The following is a 22909-nucleotide window of genomic DNA, read 5'->3' as shown; positions in this document are numbered from 1 at the left end:
TGTCATTCCGAGTCCTTGGTGGCGTCCCGCGGGAGAGACCCCTCGCTCCGCTCGGGGTGACACATCATGGCCTGTCATTCTGAGCGGAGCGAAGAATCTACGCCCCGCTATTCTCCTCATTTGGCGAAGGAGAAGACAACACCTCCGATACCCTGCGAAGAGAACCCCGTTGGACTGTCCTCAACGTATTTCCGGTGAGTTCTATGTTAACGCTTTTTGAATACGATCCCAACGGTTCCTGTACTCAGATGCATCACTCTCGTCTACCCAGCACCAGAAATTGTTCCTGCCGCTCTTCCAATCCGTCTTCTCCAGTTCCTCAGAGGGAACGATGTACACATCGGGCTCGTAGGAACGTGTCTCTTCTGTGGGTGGACCGCCGCGCAGATCGACCAGGACAAAGAAGTACCCCTCGCGGGGCTGGGCCTTAGCAAGCTTCTCGCTTATGCGCCAGCTGAAGTAAGGGCCTTCCTTCTTGCTCTTAACATACGCATTGGGATTGGTCTTTACCTGGACATCTATCGTCTTGCCAGTTCCAGGATTCGCCACCATAAGCCGGGCACCCGGGGGCGTGAGGCGAACCTTTAATCCCCGGGCGGATAGCTGGAAAGCCACATAGTGTACGCCAGTGACCCCAATCAAGACTTTGTTCCTAGCCATATATGCCCCCTACTTCCACTCGCGTATGTCCACGAAGTGCCCGGCGGACACCTTCATCCGATGATTTCGTTTAGCCCCTCAACAATCTGGCTGACCTCTTCGAAAGAAACCCTCCCCACACTCGCTCCAATTCTGTCTGTGCTTAGCGTCCTGACCTGGCCGATTTTTACCCAAGAGCGCCTCGGCATTCTTACAGACTTCAGCTCGATTGTCAGAGGGAAACCAGCCCGCTGCGCCTGGCTTGTGATCGCCACGGCGATGACCGTGCCGGAACGCTCGTTGAAGACATCGTGGCTAAGAATCAGGACCGGTCGCTGCCCCCCTTGCTCATGTCCTCTGACGGGGTCCAAGTCGGCCCAGCGGACCTCCCCTCTCAATATGGCGGCCATGACTTGAGGTCCTCAGCGAGTCCTTCCTCCGCCAACCGTTGCTCTTCACGAGGGTCAAGCTTGGCGCACTCCTCAGCTAAACGGGTCCTGCGGAGCTTCGCCAGTTTCTCATTCACTGCCTCTTCAATCGCCTGGCTGCGATTGGAGTACACGCGGCGGCTCACAAGCTGGTCGAGCTCCCGGATCGCGCGGCCATCCACAGTGACGGCGATTTTGACTTTCCCCATGACCCACTCCCCCTAGGTGGTATGATAAAACATCATACTATTTCCAGCTTATCTTGTCAGCGCCGCCTCGCGCTTACTTCCACTCACGTATGTCCACGAAGTGCCCGGCAATGGCTGCCGCTGCCGCCATCTGCGGGCTGACGAGGTGCGTGCGGCCCCCCTTTCCCTGCCGCCCCTCGAAGTTGCGGTTGGAGGTGGAGGCGCACCGCTCGCCCGGCTGGAGGAAGTCCGGGTTCATGCCCAGGCACATGGAGCAGCCCGCCTCGCGCCAGTCGAATCCGGCCTCTTTGAATATCCTGTCCAGCCCTTCCGCCTCCGCCTGCTTCTTGATGGACATGGAGCCGGGCACCACCATCGCTTTCACCCTGGCGTTGACCCTGTGGCCCTTCGCCACGGCGGCGGCCGCCCGCAGGTCCTCGATGCGCGAGTTGGTGCAGGAGCCGATGAAGACTCTGTCCAGAGCGATGTCCTGGACGCGCGTCCCCGGCGTCAGGCCCATGTACGTCAGCGCCCGCTCGGCGGCGGCCTTGTCCGCCGGCGAGGAGAACGACGACGGGTCGGGGACCTTGCCCGTAACTGGTACGACCATGCCGGGGTTGGTGCCCCACGTGACGAAGGGCGCGAGCGACGCGGCGTCAATCTCCACCACCCTGTCGAACGTCGCGCCCGGGTCGGAGGCCAGCTTCTTCCACCGCGCGACGGCGGCGTCGAAGTCCCTCCCCTTCGGGGCGCGAGGGCGGCCCTTGACGTAGGCGAAGGTCGTCTCGTCGGGGGCGATCATGCCCGCTCGCGCGCCCGCCTCGATGGACATGTTGCAGACCGTCATGCGGCCTTCCATGGAGAGGGAGCGCACCGCCTCGCCGGTGTACTCGATGACGTGCCCCGTGCCGCCGTCAATGCCTATCTGGCCGATGATGCCGAGGATGAGGTCCTTGGCGGTGACCCCCTTCGGGAGCCGGCCCGTGACCCGCACCTCCATCTTCTTGGGCATGTACTGGCGCAGGCACTGGGTCGCCAGGATGTGCTCGATCTCCGACGTGCCGATGCCTAGCGCGAAGGCGCCGAACGCGCCGTGCGTGGCCGTATGGCTGTCCCCGCAGGCGATAATCATGCCCGGTTGCGTGTAGCCCTGCTCGGGGCCTATCACGTGGACGATGCCCTGTCCCGGGCTGTGCATGTCATACAGGGTGACGCCGAACTCCTGGCAGTTGCTGGACAGCGTCTGGATTTGCTTCAGCGCGATCTCGTCGGTCACGGGAAGGGAGCGAGACCACGTCGGGACGTTGTGGTCCACGGTGGCCACGGTCAACTCCGGGCGGCGCACCCGGCGGCCCGCCAGGCGCAGTCCCTCGAAGGCCTGCGGGGAGGTGACCTCATGGATAAGGTGGAGGTCAACGTACAGGATGGCGGGCTGGCCCGACTGCTGGTGAACTACATGGCTTTCCCATATCTTGTCGAACATTGTCTTGGGCGCCATAAGCAACCTCTCGCATGCATTGGGGGGCTTACCTCACCCCTTGTGTCCCCCCTGAACTTTGGAAAACAATCGACGGTCAGGTACAGGTATGACTGCCGTGATGGTCACCTGATAATCATCATATACCACTTCGTCCACCACCCCCTTCGCCTACTTGCCCTGGAATTTCGGCTCCCTCTTCTCCAGGAACGACTGGGTGCCTTCCTTGTGGTCCTCCGTGAGCCAGCAGGTCATCTGCCCTTCGGACTCGATGAGAATCTGCGTTTCGAAGTTGCTCTGCGCCGCCTTCTGAAAAGCGCGCTTCGTCAGCATGATAGAGATTGGCGCCATGCTCGCCATCTGCCGTGCCATCTCCATGGCCGTGTCCATCAGCTTGTCGTGGGGCACCACGCGGCTCACAATGCCCATCTTCAGCGCTTCGTCCGCGTTCAGGACTCTGCCCGTGAAGCTCAGTTCCGCCGCATTGGCCCAGCCGATGCGCTGCGGCAGAAGGTATGTGGCGCCTGCGTCTGGGATGAGGCCCCGCTTGACCCAGACGGAGCTGAATCGCGCTCTGTCGGAGGCTATGCGCACGTCCGCGATGAGCGCGATGGAAAAGCCGCCGCCGGCTGCGATGCCGTTCACTGCCGCGATGATTGGCTTTTCACACTTGTAGATGGGGACGGCCCAGTACCCCAGCGGCAGGCGCATGTCGGGCTTGAATGGCGCGCCCGTCATGGTGGGCAGCAGCGTCACGTCCGCGCCCGCGCAGAAGGCCCGGTCGCCCGAGCCGGTTATGACGATGACGCGGACGGACGGGTCCTTGTTCGCGTCCGTGAAGAAGCGGACGATCTCGTCCCGCATGGGGTTGCTGAGGGCGTTCAACTGCTTGGGGCGGTCCATCGTCACGACAACGACGCCATCCTGCCGGTCAATGATGAGGCCATTTACGTGTTCAGCCATCGTTTTTTCTCCTACGCCTGCGGCTTAGGGGAACGTGTCGCGCTCCACTAGGCAGCCGTTTCTTCTCAGTTCGCTGATGCGCCCGTCGGAAAACCCAATCGAGCGCATGATAGCAGTATTGTGCTCACCGAGCAGCGACACGTGCTCGGAGATGCTCCACGGCGTTTTCGACATGCGGACGCCGATGCCCGCGTGGACGACGTGCCCCACCACGTTCGACTCGTAGTCGGCGAGCAGCCCCGCCTCATGGAACGCGCGGGCGTCCGGCAGTTGCTCGTACGCGGGGACCTCCACCACCGGCAGTCGCTTCTCCCGCGCCACGGACAGCACGCTCCCCACCGTTCGCCGCGCCATCTCCCGCTCCAGCAGCGCGGCGAGCGGCCCGCCGGGCGGTTGGAGTATCGCCGCCGACGCCTGCCAGCGTCGGACGTCCTCGCCCAGCGCCAGCGCATCGGTCAGCGCATCCCACGACGCGGCGTCGGCGATGCCCATGAACAGCCAGCCGTCCTTCGCGCGGTAGAGCCGGTAGGTGGCCGTAGCGCCGTACTCGTGATAGGCGTCCGCGTCCTCGTCGCGCGCGTCGGTGGCGTACGCCGCCGCCAGGGACGCGACCGCGCCCACCTGCGTGCTCTCCACCGTCTGGACTATGCCGTGTACCTTCCGCGCGTACAGCGCCAGCAGGATGCCGTACATGCTGAGCAGGCCGGACTGCGTGTCCACGAACGCGAAGTTGAAGAACATGGGACTTTGCGCGCCGCCGCCCTGCACGGCGTACGTTCCGCCAAGGGAGTGCAGGATGGGGTCAAGCCCCGCGATGTCCTGCCAGCCCGTGCCCTCGCCGTAGCCGGAGAGCCACGCGCAAATGGCGTTGGGGTTGACCTCCGAGAGCGTGGCGGCGTCGAGGCCGAGCGCGGCCATCGCCTGTGGCCGGAAGGATGCGAAGACCACGTCCGCGCTGCGGACAAGCGCGCGCCGGACCTCGGGGCCATCCTTGGCCCGGAAGTCAATGCACATGCCGCGCTTTCCCACGTTGTGCGGGACGAAGTTGAGGCCGTGGCCCCGGTGGATGTCGCCTTCGGGCGCCTCGACCTTGATGACCTCAGCGCCCATCTGCGCTAGGTACTCGGTGCACGTTGGGCCCGCCAGCCCGCGCGCGAAGTCCGCCACCCGCACGCCGTCCAGCGGCCCGCGGAGCGCGGCGCTCCGGCGCGACCGCCCCTTTGGCGGCGGGCCGCTGGGGTTTCGCCAGTCCGAATCGCTCAACACGGCCCGCGTATCCTCGCCGGGGGCCGGCACGTGTGCGCCGGGCACGCCCGGAGTACGGCGCAGCCGCACCGGCGCGCCAATCTGCCGGACCGGGCCCGTCCCGTTGACAGACACCGTCGCTCGCAGGCCCAGCTCGCCCAGGAGCGGCATGTCTATGAACTCGCGCGGCGTTTGCACGCTGGCGCACGGCACGTCGTACTCGCGCAGCCGCGCCAGCCACCACTCGCGCGGACGGGCGGCGAACCTCTCGGCGAAGATGCCCTCCAGGACGCGCAGGTTTTCCATGTCCTTCACGCGCCAGGGCGCGCCCTCGAACCGCTCGTCGCCCACGACCTCCGGCAGCTCCAGCGCGATGCACATGCGGTTGAAGAACGCCTCGTACGGGGCGCAGACGGTGAGCCAGCGTCCGTCGGAGGCCTTGTACAGGCGGTAGAACGGGCCGTCGCCCAGGTGCGTGCGCACCGTACGGCGCAGGCTGGGGACGAGGCTGGAGCGCAGGCGATAGAAGCTCATGGCGGCCAGCGCGCCGGATGCTACGGGCGTCACGATCTTCTGCCCCTCGCCTGATGATGCGCGCACGTACAGCGCCGCGACGATGCCCGACGCCGCGAACGTCCCGGCCAGGCAGGAGCACATTGGGAGCCGCACGTAGGCGGGGGGTCCCTCGCGACCGTGCTGGCTGCCGTACACGCCGCCCGCCGCCGCGGCCACGCCCTCGTCCGTGCGGAGCGGTGCGTAGTCGTCGCCCGCGGAAGGCTCGCTGAACGCGGGCAGGGAGCAGACGATGATGCGGCTGTTGCGGCGGCCCAGCCTCTCGTACGACAGCCTTTCCATGAGGGACGGCGCGATTGTCGTGTCGGTCACGACCACGTCCGCCGCCAGCGCTAGGCGTTCGATCTCCGCGAGCGCGGGGCCGTCCTCTCCGAGCGCCACGCTGCGCTTGCCGCGGTCCAGCACCCGGCGCCAGCGCCGCCGCTCGGCCCGCGTCCCGTCGAAGGCGTCCCGCGTCTCCAGCTTCACCACGTCCGCGCCGTAGTCGGCGAGCAGCCACGCGGCGAACCCGGCGGCGATGGACCCTCCCGCCTCCAGCGCCCTGACACCCTGGAGCGGACTCATAGCGCGTTCGAGCAGACTCTCCCCCTCATCTACCCGCGCTCAGCCCCGCGGGCCGCGGCCATGTCGTTGGCCTATGCCTCAGGGATGCGCATGGAGCGGAGCGCCGGCAGGACTTCGCGTCCGACAGGCTCCATGCTGCGCCGCGCCACCGCGCCTTCGCCGGTCCAGCTGAAGTTGACGTGCTGCACGCCCGCCTTCACGAACTCCTGCACCTGCGCGATGATGGCGTCGGGCGTGCCCGCGGCGCACGTGGTCCGGACGAACTCATCCGTGCGCTCCGGGCTCGTGTACCGTCCGGAGAGGTACTGATGGACGACCTGCTTCGCTTCGTCCGCGGAGGAAGCGGCGACGCACATGATGTGCAGCCCCCAGGTGAACCCGTCCACGGAGACGCCCTGCTGGCGCGCGAGCTCTTTGACGGACGCCACGCTTTCGCGGTAGCGCGCTGCACTGTAGAGGTACGGGAACCATCCGCTGCCGAAGCGCACCGCACGGCGCATGGCGGCCTCCTTGCGGCCCGCCACCCAGATGGGCGGCCCCGGCTGCTGCTGTGGCCTGGGCCGGATGGTGACGCCGTTCAACTGGAAGTATTTGCCCTGGTAGCGGACGTTGTCCTCGCGCCACAGCCGCCGCACGATGTCCAGCGTCTCGTCCGCGCGACTGCCGCGCTGCTTCAGCGGCACGCCCACGGCGTCGAACTCCTGGGGGAACTCGCCGCCGACGCCGATGCCGACCACGAGGCGTCCGTTCGACGCCGCGTCGAGTACCGCCGTCTCCTTCGCCAGGACGACGGGATGGTGCAAAGGCAGGAGCAGCACGGAGCTGACCAGCTTCACACGCTCCGTCGCGCCCGCGGCGATGGCCAGACCGGTGAGCGCCCACGGCGTGGGCGGAGCCGCCGCTCCCATCATGATGTGCTCGCCCATCGAGACGCTGTCGTATCCGAGCGACTCCGCCAGCCGCGCCAGCGTCACGATCTCGTCCGCGCGGCCATGAAAGATGAGCGACCCGAACGTCAGAGAGGACATGCGCTTCTTCCCACAAATCCGATGCCGCTATCGCCCGCGCCAGTTGGGCTTGCGCTTCTCCGTGAAGGCGCGTGGCCCCTCTTTGTAGTCCTCGGTCTTCACGAGGGCGTCTCGCAGCGGCATCATGATGTCGTGCGACTCCTCGGGCGGAAGGTAACGGCCCTTCAGGACGACCTGCTTGATCGCCTGGAGGGCCAGCGGCGCGCAGAGCTTGATCTCCTCGGCGAGCCGCTCCGCCTCCGCCATCATGGCGGCGCGGTCCGCTGCGACGGCCTGGATGAGGCCGATCTGGTACGCGCGCTGCGCGTCAATGGGCGCGCCCGTGAGCTGCATGCGCAGCGCCTCGCCCAGCGGAATGACCCGCGAGAGGTGGTGCAGGCCGTAGTCCGCCAGCAGGCTGCTGCGTGGCTCCGGCAGCCCGAACTTGGACGCGCCGGTCGCCACGCGGATGTCGCACTGGAGGGCGACCTCCAGCCCGCCGCCGACGCAGTAGCCGTCAATGGCGGCGATGATCGGCTTGTACACGCCGGACTCGAAGAAGTGCGGGAACACGCTCGGATACGGCTCCCCGCGCGAGGTAAACTCCGCCACCTCCTTCAGGTCCGCTCCAGCGGAGAAGGCGCGGCCTCCCGCGCCCGTAATGATCGCCACAAGGAGGTCGGGGTCGCGCTGATAGTCCCGCATGGCCTCCGTCAGCCCCTTCTGCACGGCTATGCCCAGGGCGTTCATCGCCAGGGGGCGGTTGAGCGTGACGTAGGCGATGCGGTTCCGCTTCTCGTACAGGAGCGGTGCGTCTGTCATTGTGTCATCCTCGCGCAGATTAGAGTCTCCGTGTGCGCCCGTGCTACGGGCCTTTCTTCGGCGGCTGGGGCGGGGGCGGCGCCGGCCCGCGCAAGCCTTGGATGGCCTGCGCCTCCTGCATGCGCAGCTTCCAGAACTGGGGCTTGCGGCGTTCGATGAACGCGGCGGGGCCCTCCTTCCCTTCCGGCGAGTCGAACAGGTCTGGCTTAAGCCAGTTGACGAAGGTGCAGATCGGCGAGAGCTGGTCAAGCTCCCAGTCGAAGGACGCCTTCAGGATTTCCAGGCACGAGGGGCTGGCCAGCAGAAGCTCCTCGCACCAGCGGTCCACCTCCTCCTCCAGCCGGTGCAGCGATACGACTTTGTTGATTAGCCCCAGTTCCAGCGCCTCGGACGCGGAGTAGCGGCGGCAGAGCATCCATATCTCGCGCGCCTTCTTCGCGCCCACGACGCGCACCAGGTACTGGACAAGGAATCCGTCCGCGGGGCTGGACACGCGCGGCCCGTTCTGCCCGAAGACGGCGTTGTCCGCCGCGATGGTGAAATCGCAGAAGTAGGCGATGTGGTGCCCGCCGCCGATGGCGAAGCCCTTGACCATGGCGATGACCGGCTTGCGGCAGATGCGCAGCACGCGGTTCGTGGGGCTATGCCAGTAGAACTGCTCGCGTGACGCCCACTGCTCCCACACCACGTCGCCGCCCGTGCAGAAGTGGTCGCCCGCGCCGGTCAGGACCACCGCGCCGATGCGCGGGTCGTGACTGGCGTCATAGAACGCACGGAACATCTCGTCCGCCGTGTGGGACGTGTAGGCGTTGTACTTCTCAGGCCGGTTGATGGTGACCCGCGCCACGCCGCCCGTCAGCTCCGCGTGGTACTTCTTCTCATAGATGATGTCGGTGAAGTCCAGGCCCTGACCGGTGACCTTCTCCCATGATGACCAGCCCATCTGTCGCCTCCTGACCCTGACCTACCAGGCTCCAATGACCTTGTCCGCCTTCGCCACCAGCGCGAGGGCGTCCGCCGTCTCCAGCTTCCCGACGCCCGGCGGCAGGCGATCCTTGTGCCCGAGCAGCTCCGTCCACAGCGGGCACGCGTACAGCGCGACGCCGCCCTTCGCGGCGAGGCCGACCATCTCGGCCACGTCCATCTGCCGCCACTGGCCGCGCCCGCGCGTGGGAAGGCCCATGTTCTTGGCGTTGTCCGCGATGACCCACTTGATGGGCTGCTCCTGCAGGTCCACGGGCCACAGGAACACGCCCTGCACCAGCGCCTGCAGTGCGCTGCCGGTGAAGATGACGGACGCCGTCTGCCCCTGCTTGCGGGACTCCATTGCGTAGTAGAGCGTGGTGAGCAGCGATCCCGCCAGTGCGTCGCGGAGAATGAATACGGTATGCATGAAGATGTCGCTCCTTCGGGATTCCGCCAGGCGCGGCCTATTTGTAGGGCATGGCCTCCTTGCCCATGAGTTCGCGGATGATGGTGAGCTTGAGCGCCTCGTACGTGCCCGCGCCTATCTCCAGACCGAGGATGTTCCGCAGGCGCATCTCCAGCGGCAGCGCCTTATTGTACCCGTAGTGGCCGTGGAGCAACACGCAGGCGTGCACCGTGTCGAACGCCGCCTCCATTGACATAATCTTGGCGACAGCCGTGTCCTTGGAGTGCGGCAGGCCTCTGTCCTTGCGGCGGAGCGCCTGGTAGCACAGCAGGCGCGCGGCCTCCATCCGGACGTAGTGCTCCGCTATCTTGAACGAGACCCCTTCGAACTTGGCGACGGGTACGCCGAACGCCTGCCGCTGCTTGACATAGGCAATGGTCTCATCGAGCGACTGGTACGCGGCGCCCACGTAGAGCAGGCTGGTTATCGTGCGGCTGTAGTCGAAGTTGGACATGGCGCGGATGAAGCCCTCGCCCTCCGCGCCGACGAGGTGGTCGCCGGGCACGCGCACGCCGTCGAAGCGGAGCGCGCCGCGCTGTGTGAGGCGCTCGCCCGGGGTGTCGTACACCTCCCGGCCAACGCCCTCCACGTTCAGCGGCACGATGAACGTGCTGACGCCGCGCGCGCCCGGGCCGCCCGTCCGCGCGAAGACGACGGAAACGTCCGCGTTGCCCGCGAAGGTGATGGACGACTTCTCGCCGTCAATGACCCAGTCGTCGCCGTCGCGTTTGGCGCGCGTGCGGAGGCTGGCGGCGTCGGAGCCTGCCTCCGGCTCCGTCAGGGCGAACGCGGCGACGACCTTGCCCTCCGCTATGCGTGGGTACCAGTGCTTCTGCAGGTCCTTGTTCCCGGCGCGCAGCGTCTCCGCCAGCATGGCAGGCAGAGACACGTAGCTGCCCACGCTCGTGTCGCCGCGGCCAATCTCCTCCGCCGCGATGCCCATCAGGGTGAAGGACGCGTCCGCGCCGCCGTACTCCTGCGGGACGCGCAGGCCCGACAGCCCCAGGCCGGTAAGCTCCTTCAGAATGTCGGGCGTCATCGGCGCGCCCTCATCCCACTGGCGTGCGTTGGGAGTCAGGCGGCGGTGGGCAAAGCGGCGCACCTCCTGTCGAAACTGCTGCTCTTCGTCGTTGAACTCCAGCATGGCCATCTCCTTCGTGTTTGACCAAATCGTGTGGCGGCGCCCTAAAGCATGCTGTAGCCGCCGTTCACGCTCAGCGTCTGGCCCGTGATATAACTGGCCCGCTCCGACGCCATGTACACGATAGTGTATGCGGTGTCCTCCGGCGTCCCGAACCTTCGCAGTGGGTAGTTCCTGACCGCCTTCGCCCGCCATTCCTCTTCGTGGCGCACCTTCTCCATGTCGCCCGCGTCGCGCCACTGCTGCAGCAGACGCTCGTGGCGCTCCACCGGCGTGAAGCCGGGGCACACGACGTTCACGCGGATGCCCTGGGAGGCTACCTCCTTCGCCAGCGCCTTGCTGAACGTGATGACGCCCCCCTTGGACGCGGAGTAGAGGGACATTCCCGGCTCACCCACGCGCCCGGCGTCGGAGCCCACGTTGATGATGACTCCCTTCTTGCGGGGGAGCATCTGCTCAAGCCCCGCGCGACAGAAGGTCATGGTGGACACAAGCACCATGTTGACCGTGAACTGCCAGTCCTCCGGCTGCAGGTCCATGAACCTGCCGTTGCGCCAGGCGGCGGCCAGGTTGACCAGCACGTCCAGACCGCCGAGCTGCTCCGCGACGGCGGCGCAGGCGCGACGGGCGTCGTCCAGCTTGGAAATATCAGCGCGCACTGCCATGGCCCGTTCGGCCCCCCGGCGACGCGCCTCTTCCACCGCCAGCTTCGCGCCCGCTTCGTCGATGTCAACGGACGCGACTCGTGCGCCCTCTTCGGCAAAGGCAAAGAGCGTCGCCTTGCCTATGCCGGCCGCCGAGCCTGTCACCAGCACTGACTTTCCTCTGAGTCCCGTGTTCACGATGGTGTCTCTCCTCTCTCCGCTGCGGGGCCCGCGCCGCTTCGCCGCTATGCCGAACGCCGCGGCAGGACTATCGTGGCCTGGGCGGTGGCGGTGATCCAGTCCCGCTGGTTCTCCGCCCACAGGTCGCACTGGACCAGACCGTCCTTACCGTCAACCTTCTTGCTCACGACCTTTCCCCGGCACCAGCAGGTGTCCGTCAGGACGTTCGGCCTCCGCAGGCGCAGCTTGGCGCTGCGCAGAAAGCCGTCATCGCCCATCCAGTTGGTGGCCACCTGCACCAGCCACGAGACCCGCTGATGCCCGTAGTCGAAGGGCACGGGAATGCCGTTCAACCGGGAAAGCTCCGTTTCCCAATGGACGCGCTCCGGAATATCCGGGATGCCGTACTCGTTCTTGACCGCCGTCGTGGGGTGGCGTCGCTCGTACTCCACGCGCATTTTATGCGCCCGGACGAACGGAGGGAAGCCGCTGCCGATCTTCCATGCGAGGATGTCCGTCAGCGTGAGCGGCCCCTTGACAACGTGCGGCATCGCCTCCCCCACCTGCACGTCTTCGAAGTAGCGCGGAGTGGCGCCGCGGACGACCTCCTTGTCGTAGTCGGCGTAGATGCGATTGATCTCCTCGTCCGTGTACTTCCAGGGCGCGATAGACCCGTAGCGGTCGCGCTCGCTCTGCTCCTCGCCCTCCTGCTTCGTCTCCATGTGGCGGACGAAGCGGAACGTCCGCCTGAACTCCTCCGCCACCAGGTCCTTGTTCTGGTTGTGGAAGACGAACTTGGCGACCTGCGCGTACATGGGGTCGGCGAACTGCTGGTGGATGCGCTGGCAGTCCTCGAAGTAAAGCTCCGTGCGGATGCGGTCTCCCTCGCGCACCTGTTGGCGCCACGTCCACTCGTCCTCCGCCCAGAGCGCGTGCGCGCCCGGAAAGCCGACCGAGGGGGACATGCTGCCGATGCAGCTTGATAGGAACGTGGGCGGAGCGATGATGGCGCCCCAGCGGGTCTTGCGCGCGTACGCCACGTCGTTCCAGAGCGGGTTCGTGTCCCCGTATCCGTACGCGAAGTGGCAGATGGCGTCCGCGGAGGCCAGTTCGTTGAACTGCGGGCCGAGGCGCAGGGGCTTCCCGATGAGGGCCCGGACCTCGGCGAGAGCCTGTTCACTGAATACAACCTTTGGATCAGCCATATGGCTCCTTTCAGCTATGCATCCGGGGGCTTCCATCCCGGAGCAAACTTGACAGAGGAAACGGCACCATCTACAATTGCCTCGCCTTCAGACTAACCGAGTCTGCTACCAGCAAATTCCTACGAAATCAGACGGTTTTGCGCAGGCGTGTGCCTACGGGAGCATGCGCCGGATGGGCATCGCCGACGCGGCGCCTGGCGAGTTGGGGCCAGGCCCCGCAACATCTTACCCCGCTGGCAAAGAATGCGCCACCCGGACAAGACCAGGCTTCGGCCATTCTGGGCCAGGCTTTCAATTCTTGCAACTGGCTGTAACTACAAAAGCTCGACGGACGTGTTGTAGAGATGAGCAGGGGGGCCATCATGGTGCAGCAGACCAGGGGCGAGGCGAGCGCGTCGTCGAGGGCGGGACATCTCTTGAGCGGCGCGCTACGCGCGTGCAACCTCAGCCGTCTGAAAGCGTAAGACATTGCGATGACCAAATTCCATTCGAAGGCCTTCGATGTCAAGGATAGCTGGGACTGGCTCGACATGGCCTACGAGAACGGCTGGACGGACGGCGTCCCCGTGGCCCCGCCGACGACCGAGCGCGTCCAGGCGGTCATTGACTATCTGAGGCGCGACCCTGCCGAGGAGATAGGCGTCGTCCCGCCTATGGAGGGTCTGGCGACCGTCGAAAAAGTCGCTATCAACTGTGTCATGGCAGGGTGTAAGCCGGAGTACGTGCCTGTCGTGCTCGCCGGGCTTGAGGCGTCCCTGGACCCGGCGTTCAATCTGAACGGCAATCTCTGCACCACCAACCCCTGCGCGCCTCTCGCCGTCGTGGGCGGACCGGCGGTCAAAAAGCTGGGCTTCAACGCGGGCGACAGCGTCTTCGGCGGCGGCGCGCGCGCCAACGCGGCGGTGGGACGCGCGCTGCGCCTCCTGTACTGGAACCTGGGAGGCGCTATCCCCGGCGTCACCGCCAAGTCCACCCTCGGCAGCCCCGCCAAGTACGCCTATTGCATCGCGGAAAACGATATCGGCCTGCCGTCCTGGGAGCCGCTGCACGTGGAGCGAGGGTTCAAAAACGACGACAGCGTCGTGACCATGTTCGCATGCGACTCTCCGCACAGCGTCTACTGCGCGGGCGGCGTCGAGCGCATCATCAGCTACTTCGCGACGCGCCTGACCATCCTGGGCACGTTGCATTTTCACCGCGCGGGCGAGATACTGGCTGTCGTCACGCCGCGCGTCGTGCGGCTGCTCGCGCAGGAAGGGTACTCCAAGCGCAAGTTCCACGAGGTGCTCTACGAGCGCGCCCGCTGGGACCTGGAGGCGCTCTCCCAGCTCCCGGGCGTGGTGGGTGGCGACGACTACCTGGGCCAATGGTGGGGTGATATCCACGGCGCTCCGTCCGCGGACTCCATGCCGGACAAGCGCCGCCTGCCGCTGGTGCAGAGGCCGGAGGAGATTCTGGTCGTGGTCTCCGGCGGCGACGGCCAGTGGTGGGGGGCGGTCTGTCCGGGGTGGGGCAATCTCAGCCAGTCGGTCTCGCGCCGGATTGTGTTTCCGGACTAACGCGCGGGTTTCCTGACGGAGCCAGCAGGCTGTTGCAAAATGGAGAATGCAGAGGGTCTAAGCCCCTCTGCGGGGGTCTGGGGGTATCCCTCAGATATCATCTCCCTACCGGGAACGGGTTATTGTAGGCGGAGAGGTTCACCATGCGAGTCCTGCATCCAGGGCGCGAGGAGACGCGGCGCAACGCACGGATGGCGCCGCGCTTGCGGAGTCTTGACGGCGTAGTCCTGGGGTTCCTGGACAACATAGGGTACACCCACAGCGACGGGCGACGGGACATGTACCCGCTCATGGCGGAAGTCAAACGGGTGCTGGAGCAGCGCTACCGCATCAAGGGCGTCCTGTGGCGGCTGAAGCCGTTGAAGGGACAGGTGGCGCCGCCGGAGATGATCAAGGAGGTCGCCCAGGCGGACGCGGTCATCAACGGCATCTGTCTCTGAGGGTCGTGCACTGCCTCGTCGGTCAGGGACGCGGTCGCGATTGAAAAGGCGGGAAAGCCCACGGTGACGATTGCGCAAGAGACGTTCATCGTCGCGGCGAACAACCACGCGAAGGCGCTGAGCATGCCCGGGCTGCGCTTCGTCCTGGAGCCCACGCCCGCGGTGGGCAACGTGGGTGGTGGATACGATTCACAACTCGTCGGGGCCATAGCGAACGAGATGGCCGCCGCTTTGTTGGAGCCGCCGGAGCAGGCGAAGCCACGGAAGGCTTCACCCAGTCCGGCGTGACTTTGATCTCGAAGGAGGAGATAGCATGAGAAAGCTCTTCAGTCTGGTCATGTTGTTTGCGCTCGTCGCGGCGGGATGCACGACCCCGACTGCGCCCGCAGCGCCTTCGCAGCCCGCCGCGCCCGCAGCGCAGCCCACCCGTGCGCCGCAGCCGACGGCCGCTCCCGCGGTGCAGCCGATAACACTGCAGATCCTTGACCCGGGCGCGGCGGGCTCGGGACGACCCGCCGTCGTCGAGTGGTGGGGCAAGACGATTCAGGAGAAGACCAACGGCCGAGTGCAGTTCAAGTTTCACTTCGCGGGCGCGCTGGCCGGGTCCAACAAGAGCCTAGAGGCCATTAACACGGGCGTCGCGGACGGCGGCGCGGTCTGGCCCATCTACTACCCGTCCAATATGCCGATGGCATTGACGTTTGGCGCGCCGTTCGCCACGCCGGGCGACGCGCGAAAGACGCTGGTCCTGGCCCACAAGCTTCTCAAGGAAGATGTCTTGCAGAAGGAGTTCGACAAGAACAACTTGGTGCCGCTGGCTCCCCTGGGCCAGATGTCCTACCAGGTGTTCGTCAAGAAGCCTTTCGAAACGGTGGACGGCTTCAAGGGCATAAAGATTCGCGCGGGGGGGCCGCCTTGGCCCGACATTATGAAGGCCGTGGGCGGCACGAACGTGTCGCTCTCCGGCCCGGAGACGTATGAGGCGGTCCAGCGCGGCACCGTAGACGGCACTCTGGGCGCGTACGACGCCTGGAGCAACCTCCGCTGGTACGAAGTCGCCCCGTACGCACTGCAGTGGGACGTAGGTGCGCCTGTTCTAGGCTGGTTGGCCTTGAACAAAGACACGTGGAACAAGATATCGCCCGCCGACCGGAAGATCATTCTTGACGTCAGTGACATGGTCCCAGACCAGCTGGCCAAGCAGTTCGACGACGAGATGGCGCCGAACATGAAGAAGATGCAGGCCGAAGGCGCCAAGGTGGTTGAGATATCCGCCGCTGAGCGCGCGAAGCTCAAGGCGCTGGCGGTGCCCGCCGTTAAGGCGTGGGCGGCCAGCGTTGAGAAGGAGCGCGGCGCCCCCGTGACCGCGTATCTGGACCGCTTGCTGCAGCTTGCCGAGGCGGCAAACAGCGGTAAGTAAACCCGTGTAGACAAGTAGCGTGTGCGCGCGGCTAACCGCGCGCACACGCTATGTTGACCGGCGTGATCATTCTCGCTTGTTTTGCGACAAGGCCGATGGAGCGCGGCCTGCATATTGCCGATAGGCGCGGTGAGCTATGACTGAACCCCAGACGGAGCATAAGGAAACCCCCGAGCGCACGACCGTGTGGGCGCGGGTGGAGAACCTATTTGAGTCCATGGGCGGCGTCCTGATCTTCGTCATGATGTGGGGCATCGTGGCCGACGTGGTGGGCCGCTATTTCCTGCGGTCGCCCGTGCCAAACGTGCCGGAGCTCAGCGCGATGGTGATGCCGGTCATCGCGTTCGCGGGCATGGGGGCGCTGGCGGCCAGGAACGGGAATGTCCGGATCACGGCGCTGGTACGCTACTTCCCTGATGGGGCACGCCGCGCCATTTACCTTGTGTTCACCGTGATGGCCTTCCTGGCGATGGCGGTCGTGGTGTGGCAAAGCTATGTCAGTTTCTTGCAGAACTATGCGAACATGAGCCTGCGAGAGGCCACGGTCCCCTTCGTCCTGTGGCCGTTCCGCCTTCTGGCGGCCATAGGAGGGATGCTCCTCTGCGTCCGCTTCCTGATCAACATATGGGGCGCTCTGCATGGGTCTGCCCAGAGCGCCATGGTGGAAGAGTAGCATGCCGAACGAGACCATAGGCGCGCTGGGGTTCGCCGTTCTGGCGGTACTCGTTCTGCTGGGTATGCCCATCGGGTTCGCCTTCATGTTCACGGGCCTCGGGGGGCTTCTTCTGCTGCGCGGCGTGGACACCACCCTGGGATTTGCCCGCTTCGGTCCCTTCGGCGCGACGGAGAGCACCGTGCTCACGGTGTTGCCGCTGTTCATTCTGATGGGGAACTTCCTCATCGTGTCCGGTACAGCCACGGAGCTTTTCGACGCCGCGTACAAGTGGGTGGGACGCTTCCGCGGCGGGCTCGCATACGCCACCATTCTGGGTGTTTTCGGCTTCTCCGTCATCAGCGGGTCCAGCGCGGCGTCCACCGCCACTTTTGGGCGCGTCGCCCTGCCCGAAATGAAAGCGCGAGGCTATGACGATAGACTCTCGTCCGGGACCATTGCGGCAGGCGCTACGATGGATATCCTGGTCCCACCCAGCATCACCGCCGTCCTCTACGGGCTTATCACCGAGACATCCATCGGCAAAGTCCTGATCGCGGGGTTCCTGCCGGGGTTCGTCGTGATGGCCTCCTACTTCGTCGTCATATTCGTTTTGCTGCGTTGGAAGCCAGGGTGGGCGCCTTCCCATGCCGTGACGGTCACATGGCGGGAGCGTTTCGCATCCCTGAAGGGTATCATGCCCACGATGGTCATCATGATGCTTGTCATGGGCACAATCTATCTGGGTATTGCCACGCCCACGGAGGCCGCCGCGGTGGGGGCCGTCTGCGTGTTCGCCCTCGTGGCGGTACGTGGAAAGCTCTCCAAGGCTGTCATGTCGTCCACCTTCCGGGGCACTATGGAATCCACGGTCATGGTGCTCGTCATCCTTATCGGGGCCTCCGTTTTCACGGTCTTCCTGACGGTAAGCGGGGTGGCGCAGACCGCCGCCTCTCACGTCATCAACCTGGGACTGCCACCTCTCCAGTTCTACATCGTGCTTATTCTTCTCTACATATTTCTGGGCATGTTTCTTGACCCGCTGGCGATGATGCTCATCACCCTTCCCTTCTTGATGCCCGTGGTCCGTACCCTGGGATGGGACCCGGTCTGGTTCGGCATCTTCATCATCCGCATGGCGGGCATAGGCCTTATTACGCCTCCTTTGGGTCTGAACGTGTACGTGCTGAAGGGTGTCGCGCCCGGCGTCAAGCTCAACGCCATGTGGATTGGCGTCGCACCCTTCATCGTCGCCGACATGTTTACTCTGGCGCTGTTCTATGCTTTCCCGGACATCATCCTCGTCCTGCCACGGATGATGCGATAACCTGTCCGATTTCGGCGGAGGGGCACGGTCGCAATGGAAGGCGCCTGCTCTTTCCGAACGCTACTGACTGTCAGGAGGCGACATGGCGGACCTGCAAGGCATCACCATCCTGGACCTCACGTTGAACGCGCCCGGCCAGGCGGCCACCTCCGCGTTGGCGGACATGGGCGCGAACGTCATCGCTGTGTGCAGACCGGGGTACGCCGCGGCGCGCGGGTTCAACGGGGCCTGGTCGGTGGGACGGAACAAGCGCAGCATCACGCTGAACCTCCATGACCCGCGGGCGCGAGAGGTCTTCTACAAGCTCGCGCGCGCGTCCGACGTGATCGTGGAGGGCTTCCGCCCGGGCGTGGTCAACCGCCTCGGCGTGGGCTACGAGGCCATTCGCAAGATACAGCCGAAGATCATCTACTGCTCGCTCTCCGGATATGGCCAGGACGGGCCCTACCGTGACTTCCCCGGCCACGACATCAACTACCAGGCGATCGCGGGCATGGTGCCGCTGGACAACAAGGGCAGACCGTTTCTGCCGACGACGAACTGGGCGGACCGTCAGGCGAGCACGAACCTGGAGGTCGCCATCCTCCTGGCGCTGGTTGTCCGCGAGCGCCACGGCGTGGGCCAGTACGTGGACGTCTCCTACGCGGACGCCTCGACCACCATCCCTGCCGCCGAGTGCTTCAAGGACCCGAGGATAGACCGCATCCTGCCGGGCGGGCCGCCGGGGAGCGAGTCGCCGCCGTCCAAGAACCTGCAGGGCATTTATCCCGCGTACAACATGTACCAGTGCAAGGACGGCAAATACATCTCGCTGGGCATCATTGAGTCCTGGTTCTGGGAGAAACTGTGCGTCTATTTTGGAAAGCCTGAGTGGACCAAGCACCAGACTGACGAGGGCAAGATGCGGACCAGGGTCCGCGGATTCCTGCGTCGCAAGTTCAAGGAGAAGCCGCGCGACGAATGGTTCCACATCCTGAGCCAGGAAGTCGGCACGCAGGTCGCGCCTGTCAACATCGGCTACGAGGTCATGGACGACCCGCATATGCGCGCGCGGGAGTCGGTCATCCAGGTGGAGACACCCGGCGGCAGCAAGATGTGGCAGGTGGGCTTCCCGTACAAGCTCTCCGTCACGAAGGGGAGGGTCTGGCGTGCGGCGACCGTCGCGGGGCAGGACACCTTGGCCATACTCAAGGAGCTGGGCTACGGCGCCGCGGACATTGAAACCTTCAAGAGAGAGAATGTCGTAGAGGTCGCGAAGGGCTTCTAGCCGCGGCGTCTCCTGACACATCATACGAACGGAAAGGAAACATGCACCTCATAGACGTCTTCAATCCCCTGCCGGAGCCCCAGGACAGGATAGCCCTGCACTTCCCCTTCCTGCCGGACACTGAAGGAGACCCGGACTTCGAGCCGCTGCGCCAGGTCTTTCTGAAACACAACGTCAAGATGGTCGAGCGCCCCTTGAGCGAGGCCGTCAAACTGATGGACACGGCGCACATCAGCCACGTGGTCATGCCCGCGTGGAAGATGCGCTCCGTCACTACGGGGCGGCTGGTCCAGGACCACACGTGGCAGCGCGTCGCCCAGAAGATAGCCCAGTACCCCGGCCGACTGCGCGGCTGGTACTCCATCAACCCCTTCGACCGGATGCGCGGCGTGCGTGAGATGAAGCAGGTGCTCACCACGCAGCGCGGATTTGTCGGCGCGCACTTCTTCGCCACAGGTTTCGAGCGGCCTCTCAACCACCGCGACTGGTACCCGTTCTACGCCGCGTGCGAGGAAGTCGGCAAGCCCATCGGCATGTTCGTTGGATGGCTGCCGGAGATACAGCCCACGAGCACCGTGCACCCGGAGCTGCTGGACGACGTGGCGTGCTATTTCAACGACCTCGTCATCGTCGCGACGCACTACGTCGGCCCGTGGGAGGACTCACTCATGGCGCTCGCCCACAAGCACCCGAATGTATACATCGCCACGTCGGGTACGCCGCCCCGGCGCTGGAGCGAGAAGTTCGTCCATTTCATCGATACGTGGGGCCGGGGCAAGGTGATGTGGGGCACGACCATCAACGTGAACTGGGAGGAGAGCATCGGCGACCTGAACAAGCTCCCGCTCAAGGATGAGTCGCGCGAGCTTCTCTACCACGGCGTGGCGGAAAAAGTATTCAAGCTGAAGTAGAGAAGCGGACAACGACATGCAGTTCGACGCGAAGACATGGACGGCGAGTCCGCAGGAGATGGCCGAGGTCGCCCGCTACGCGGAGCGGCTCGGCTTCGCGGGCCTGTGGAATGACGAGACAAAGCATGACCCGTACCTGTGCCTGGCGCTGGCCACGCAGAGCACGGAGCGCATAGAGCTGGGCATCTCCATAGCGCTGGCGTTTCCGCGCAGCCCTACTGTCGCCGCGCACTCGTCCTGGGACCTGCAGCAGCTCTCCAAAGGCAGGTTCATCCTTGGCTTGGGCACGCAGGTCAAGGCGCACATCACGCGACGGTTCGGCATGACGTGGGCGCCGCCCGCAGCCCGCATGCGCGAGTACGTGCAGGCGATGCGCCAGGTGTGGGAGTGCTGGCAGAACGGACGCCCGCCGGATTTCACCGGTCAGTACTACACGGTCACGCTGATGAACCACATGTTCAACCCCGGCCCCATCCCGTACAAGATGCCGCCTGTTTACCTGGCTGGCGCCGGGCCGCTCATGATTCGTCTGGCGGGCGAGCTCGCGGACGGCCTGGCCGTCCACCCGCTCAACACGGTGCGCTATCTCAAGGACTCCGTGCTGCCCGGCATCCGTGAGGGCGCCGCGCGCGCGGGCCGGGACCCGAAGAGCGTGGTCATCGCCTCGTCCGTCTTCGCCATCACGGGCCGCACGAAAGCGGAGAAGGCGGAGGAGCGCAAGGCCGTGCGGCGCTGGATCGCCTTCTACGCCTCCACCCCCACCTACCGGCCAAGCATGCTCGACCCCTACGGCTGGGGCGAGATAAACCCTCGACTGAACCAGCTTGCCAAGGAAGGCAAGTGGGAGGAGATGGAGCGGGTCATCCCTGAGGACATGGAGCGCGAGGTCGCCGTCACGGGAGAGTGGGACGAGTTGGTCCCGCAACTGCGGCAGCGCTACGAAGGGCTGGTTGACCGCATTCACCTGATGGTGGACTTCGGGCCCGGCGACCGCTCCGCGTTCTGGGAGGCGCTGGCGAAGAGCGCGCGCTCGTAGGCTGCTCGCATCGCCGCGATTGCTCTCATGTGTCCGGTGAATCGTCCCCATGGCGTCAGCGCGGCCCCGCGGCTGAGCCTCCGCTCTGCTCTGACCCTTCACACCGTCACCCCGTTCGGCGAGGGAGTCCGTGAATCGCGCCTTCGCCGGAAATCACTTCGCACACAGCCAGAAGAACATAGAACAGGAGAATTGAACCGATGGAAGAGCCCCTCGGGCGCGGCACTGAAGCGAAAATAACGGACGAGATGGTCAAGGATCTCCTGGCGGACAAAGGGAAGGAGCATCCCGCGCGGCACCAGTGGAACTCGGAGGGCACGCGCGACACCTTCCGCCATTGGGCGGACGGCATCGGCGACCCGAACCCGTTCTGGCGGGACGAGGAGTACGCGAAGAAGACGCGGTGGAAGGGTCTCATCAACCAACCGCTCTGGCTCATGAGCTGCGGCTACCACGCGAGCCGCTTCGGCATGCCCGGCGTCCACGCTCTGCACGCGGGCATGAGGTGGGTGTTCCACAAGCCCGTCCACCTGTACGACCGCGTCTTCATCACGGGCGGCCTGCACGACGTGGTGGAGCGGCCCACCCAGTTCGGCGGGCGCACCTTCTTCCAGACCCAGTTCGCGAACTATCGCAACCAGACCAAGGAGCTTATTGCGACCGCGTACTCGCACGTCTTCCGCTACGAGCGAGAGACGTCGCAGGACCGCAGCTATTATTCTCGCAAGCCCCACGTGTACACGGAGGAGGAACTGCAGCGCATTGGGAAGGGGATAGAGGTGGAAGAGATTCGCGGCAACAAGCCGCGCTACTGGGAGGACGTGAAGGTCGGCGACGCGATGCAGCCCGTGGTGAAGGGGCCGTACACCATGTCCGACGCCGTGTGTTTCAAGATGGCGTGGGGAAGCCACGCGCCCTATCACATGTGGGCCAACGAAATCCGCTACTGGGTCATCAAGCGCCGGCCTCAAGTGGCCATGCGCAACGAGCTCAACGTGCCGGACTGCCCGGAGCGCGTTCACATGGACAAAGACGCCGCGCAGAAGGCGGGCATTCCCTCGTTCTTCGACTATGGGCCACAGCGCATCGCGTGGGCCAGCCACCTGTGCACCAACTGGATGGGCGACGACGGCTGGCTCCGCGAGTTGGAGGTGCAGGTGCGTCGCCCCGGCGTGGAGGGCGACACCCAGTGGTACCATGGCCGCGTGACCGGCAAGTCCGTCAAGGACGGCGAGCACCTTGCGCAGTGCGATTTCTGGGCCGAGAACCAGTACGCCGAGAAGACGGCGGTCGGGCAGGCCAAGATCGTGCTGCCGACGCGGCCGTAGGACGCCCCGCGAGCCGGTGAACCAGCAAAGAATCCGTGCCGGGAGGCGATATGGCGACACATGAACGGACAGCCACGGGCGCTCTGACCGGGACGCGTGTGGTGGACCTGACGCGGTACGCGTCCGGCCCCGTCTGCACCCAGACCCTCGGTGACATGGGCGCTGAGGTCATCAAGGTCGAGCCGCTGACGGGTGACCCCTCCAGGTGGAATCCGCCCGTGGTCGAGGACTGGGGCGGGTACTTCCCCTACTTCAATCGCAACAAGAAGAGCCTGGCGCTCGACATGACCAGAAAAGAGGGCCAGCAGGTCCTGACGCGCCTGATGAAATGGGGCGATGTGCTCGTCGAAAACTTCCGGCCCGGGGTGATGGACCGGCTCGGTTTCGGCTACGAGAAGGTGAAGGCGATCAACCCCCGGCTCATCGTGGTATCCGTCTCCGGGTTCGGACAGACCGGGCCG

At 65.3% G+C, this 22909-nt stretch carries 24 protein-coding genes; 11 read left to right on the top strand and 13 right to left on the bottom strand.

The features are described 5' to 3' along the window. Positions 1 to 201: 201 nt before the first annotated feature. From Q7T26_05260 to Q7T26_05200, 13 genes are all read right to left on the bottom strand, one after another. Complete coding sequence (locus Q7T26_05260) at positions 202 to 660, bottom strand: hypothetical protein (GenBank protein MDO8531564.1); 459 nt, start codon at positions 658 to 660, stop codon at positions 202 to 204. Between the two features lie 53 nt (positions 661 to 713). Beyond that, on the bottom strand, positions 714 to 1049 hold the full coding sequence (locus Q7T26_05255; GenBank protein ID MDO8531563.1) for a type II toxin-antitoxin system PemK/MazF family toxin: 336 nt from the start codon (positions 1047 to 1049) through the stop codon (positions 714 to 716). Further along, positions 1034 to 1276 (bottom strand): ribbon-helix-helix domain-containing protein, encoded by a 243-nt coding sequence (locus Q7T26_05250; protein ID MDO8531562.1) that lies wholly within the window; start codon positions 1274 to 1276, stop codon positions 1034 to 1036. Before Q7T26_05250 ends, Q7T26_05255 begins: the two co-directional genes overlap by 16 nt. 73 nt (positions 1277 to 1349) lie before the next feature. Beyond that, complete coding sequence (leuC, locus tag Q7T26_05245; protein MDO8531561.1) at positions 1350 to 2753, bottom strand: 3-isopropylmalate dehydratase large subunit; 1404 nt, start codon at positions 2751 to 2753, stop codon at positions 1350 to 1352. Positions 2754 to 2903: 150 nt separating this feature from the next. Beyond that, positions 2904 to 3695, bottom strand: coding sequence for an enoyl-CoA hydratase/isomerase family protein (locus Q7T26_05240; GenBank protein MDO8531560.1), 792 nt, complete (start codon positions 3693 to 3695; stop codon positions 2904 to 2906). 24 nt (positions 3696 to 3719) lie between these two features. Beyond that, positions 3720 to 6077, bottom strand: a complete 2358-nt coding sequence (locus Q7T26_05235) for a CoA transferase (GenBank protein ID MDO8531559.1) — start codon at positions 6075 to 6077, stop codon at positions 3720 to 3722. Positions 6078 to 6148: 71 nt separating this feature from the next. Further along, the gene (locus tag Q7T26_05230) at positions 6149 to 7105 is read right to left on the bottom strand and encodes an LLM class flavin-dependent oxidoreductase (protein ID MDO8531558.1); all 957 of its coding nucleotides are present in this window, start codon (positions 7103 to 7105) and stop codon (positions 6149 to 6151) included. Between the two features lie 27 nt (positions 7106 to 7132). Further along, positions 7133 to 7906, bottom strand: coding sequence for an enoyl-CoA hydratase-related protein (locus Q7T26_05225; GenBank protein ID MDO8531557.1), 774 nt, complete (start codon positions 7904 to 7906; stop codon positions 7133 to 7135). A gap of 43 nt (positions 7907 to 7949) precedes the next feature. After that, entirely contained in the window at positions 7950 to 8849 is a 900-nt protein-coding gene (locus Q7T26_05220; protein ID MDO8531556.1) for an enoyl-CoA hydratase-related protein, read from the bottom strand. 21 nt (positions 8850 to 8870) lie between these two features. Then, a complete protein-coding gene (locus Q7T26_05215) occupies positions 8871 to 9299 on the bottom strand; it encodes a hypothetical protein (protein MDO8531555.1) in 429 nt (142 codons plus the stop codon). Between the two features lie 37 nt (positions 9300 to 9336). Then, on the bottom strand, positions 9337 to 10482 hold the full coding sequence (locus Q7T26_05210) for an acyl-CoA dehydrogenase family protein (GenBank protein MDO8531554.1): 1146 nt from the start codon (positions 10480 to 10482) through the stop codon (positions 9337 to 9339). A 41-nt stretch (positions 10483 to 10523) separates the two neighbouring features. Further along, a complete protein-coding gene (locus Q7T26_05205) occupies positions 10524 to 11321 on the bottom strand; it encodes an SDR family NAD(P)-dependent oxidoreductase (protein ID MDO8531553.1) in 798 nt (265 codons plus the stop codon). Positions 11322 to 11368: 47 nt separating this feature from the next. After that, a complete protein-coding gene (locus tag Q7T26_05200; protein MDO8531552.1) occupies positions 11369 to 12508 on the bottom strand; it encodes a MaoC family dehydratase N-terminal domain-containing protein in 1140 nt (379 codons plus the stop codon). 473 nt (positions 12509 to 12981) lie between these two features. On the opposite strand from Q7T26_05200, the gene Q7T26_05195 reads away from it, so the two are divergent. From Q7T26_05195 to Q7T26_05145, 11 genes are all read left to right on the top strand, one after another. Next, positions 12982 to 14067, top strand: a complete 1086-nt coding sequence (locus Q7T26_05195; GenBank protein ID MDO8531551.1) for a hypothetical protein — start codon at positions 12982 to 12984, stop codon at positions 14065 to 14067. Positions 14068 to 14210: 143 nt separating this feature from the next. Further along, the gene (locus Q7T26_05190; protein ID MDO8531550.1) at positions 14211 to 14507 is read left to right on the top strand and encodes a hypothetical protein; all 297 of its coding nucleotides are present in this window, start codon (positions 14211 to 14213) and stop codon (positions 14505 to 14507) included. A 63-nt stretch (positions 14508 to 14570) separates the two neighbouring features. Beyond that, positions 14571 to 14795 (top strand): hypothetical protein, encoded by a 225-nt coding sequence (locus tag Q7T26_05185; protein ID MDO8531549.1) that lies wholly within the window; start codon positions 14571 to 14573, stop codon positions 14793 to 14795. Between the two features lie 25 nt (positions 14796 to 14820). Then, the gene (gene dctP, locus Q7T26_05180; protein MDO8531548.1) at positions 14821 to 15927 is read left to right on the top strand and encodes a TRAP transporter substrate-binding protein DctP; all 1107 of its coding nucleotides are present in this window, start codon (positions 14821 to 14823) and stop codon (positions 15925 to 15927) included. Between the two features lie 136 nt (positions 15928 to 16063). Further along, complete coding sequence (locus Q7T26_05175) at positions 16064 to 16600, top strand: TRAP transporter small permease (protein ID MDO8531547.1); 537 nt, start codon at positions 16064 to 16066, stop codon at positions 16598 to 16600. Between the two features lies 1 nt (position 16601). Beyond that, a complete protein-coding gene (locus Q7T26_05170; GenBank protein MDO8531546.1) occupies positions 16602 to 17906 on the top strand; it encodes a TRAP transporter large permease in 1305 nt (434 codons plus the stop codon). A gap of 82 nt (positions 17907 to 17988) precedes the next feature. Then, positions 17989 to 19173 (top strand): CaiB/BaiF CoA-transferase family protein, encoded by a 1185-nt coding sequence (locus Q7T26_05165; protein MDO8531545.1) that lies wholly within the window; start codon positions 17989 to 17991, stop codon positions 19171 to 19173. A gap of 41 nt (positions 19174 to 19214) precedes the next feature. Beyond that, on the top strand, positions 19215 to 20084 hold the full coding sequence (locus Q7T26_05160; protein ID MDO8531544.1) for an amidohydrolase family protein: 870 nt from the start codon (positions 19215 to 19217) through the stop codon (positions 20082 to 20084). Between the two features lie 16 nt (positions 20085 to 20100). Then, positions 20101 to 21120, top strand: a complete 1020-nt coding sequence (locus tag Q7T26_05155) for a TIGR03617 family F420-dependent LLM class oxidoreductase (protein MDO8531543.1) — start codon at positions 20101 to 20103, stop codon at positions 21118 to 21120. A 200-nt stretch (positions 21121 to 21320) separates the two neighbouring features. Further along, positions 21321 to 22448 (top strand): MaoC family dehydratase N-terminal domain-containing protein, encoded by a 1128-nt coding sequence (locus tag Q7T26_05150; GenBank protein MDO8531542.1) that lies wholly within the window; start codon positions 21321 to 21323, stop codon positions 22446 to 22448. Positions 22449 to 22498: 50 nt separating this feature from the next. Next, positions 22499 to 22909: CoA transferase (locus Q7T26_05145; protein ID MDO8531541.1), on the top strand; the 411-nt coding region annotated here is incomplete at its 3' end.

Source organism: Dehalococcoidia bacterium (genome assembly GCA_030648205.1).
In the GTDB taxonomy this organism is placed as follows: Bacteria; Chloroflexota; Dehalococcoidia; order JAUSIH01; family JAUSIH01; genus JAUSIH01.
Note: the sequence above shows the minus strand (reverse complement) of the source record. Positions and strands in the feature narration are given on the sequence as shown.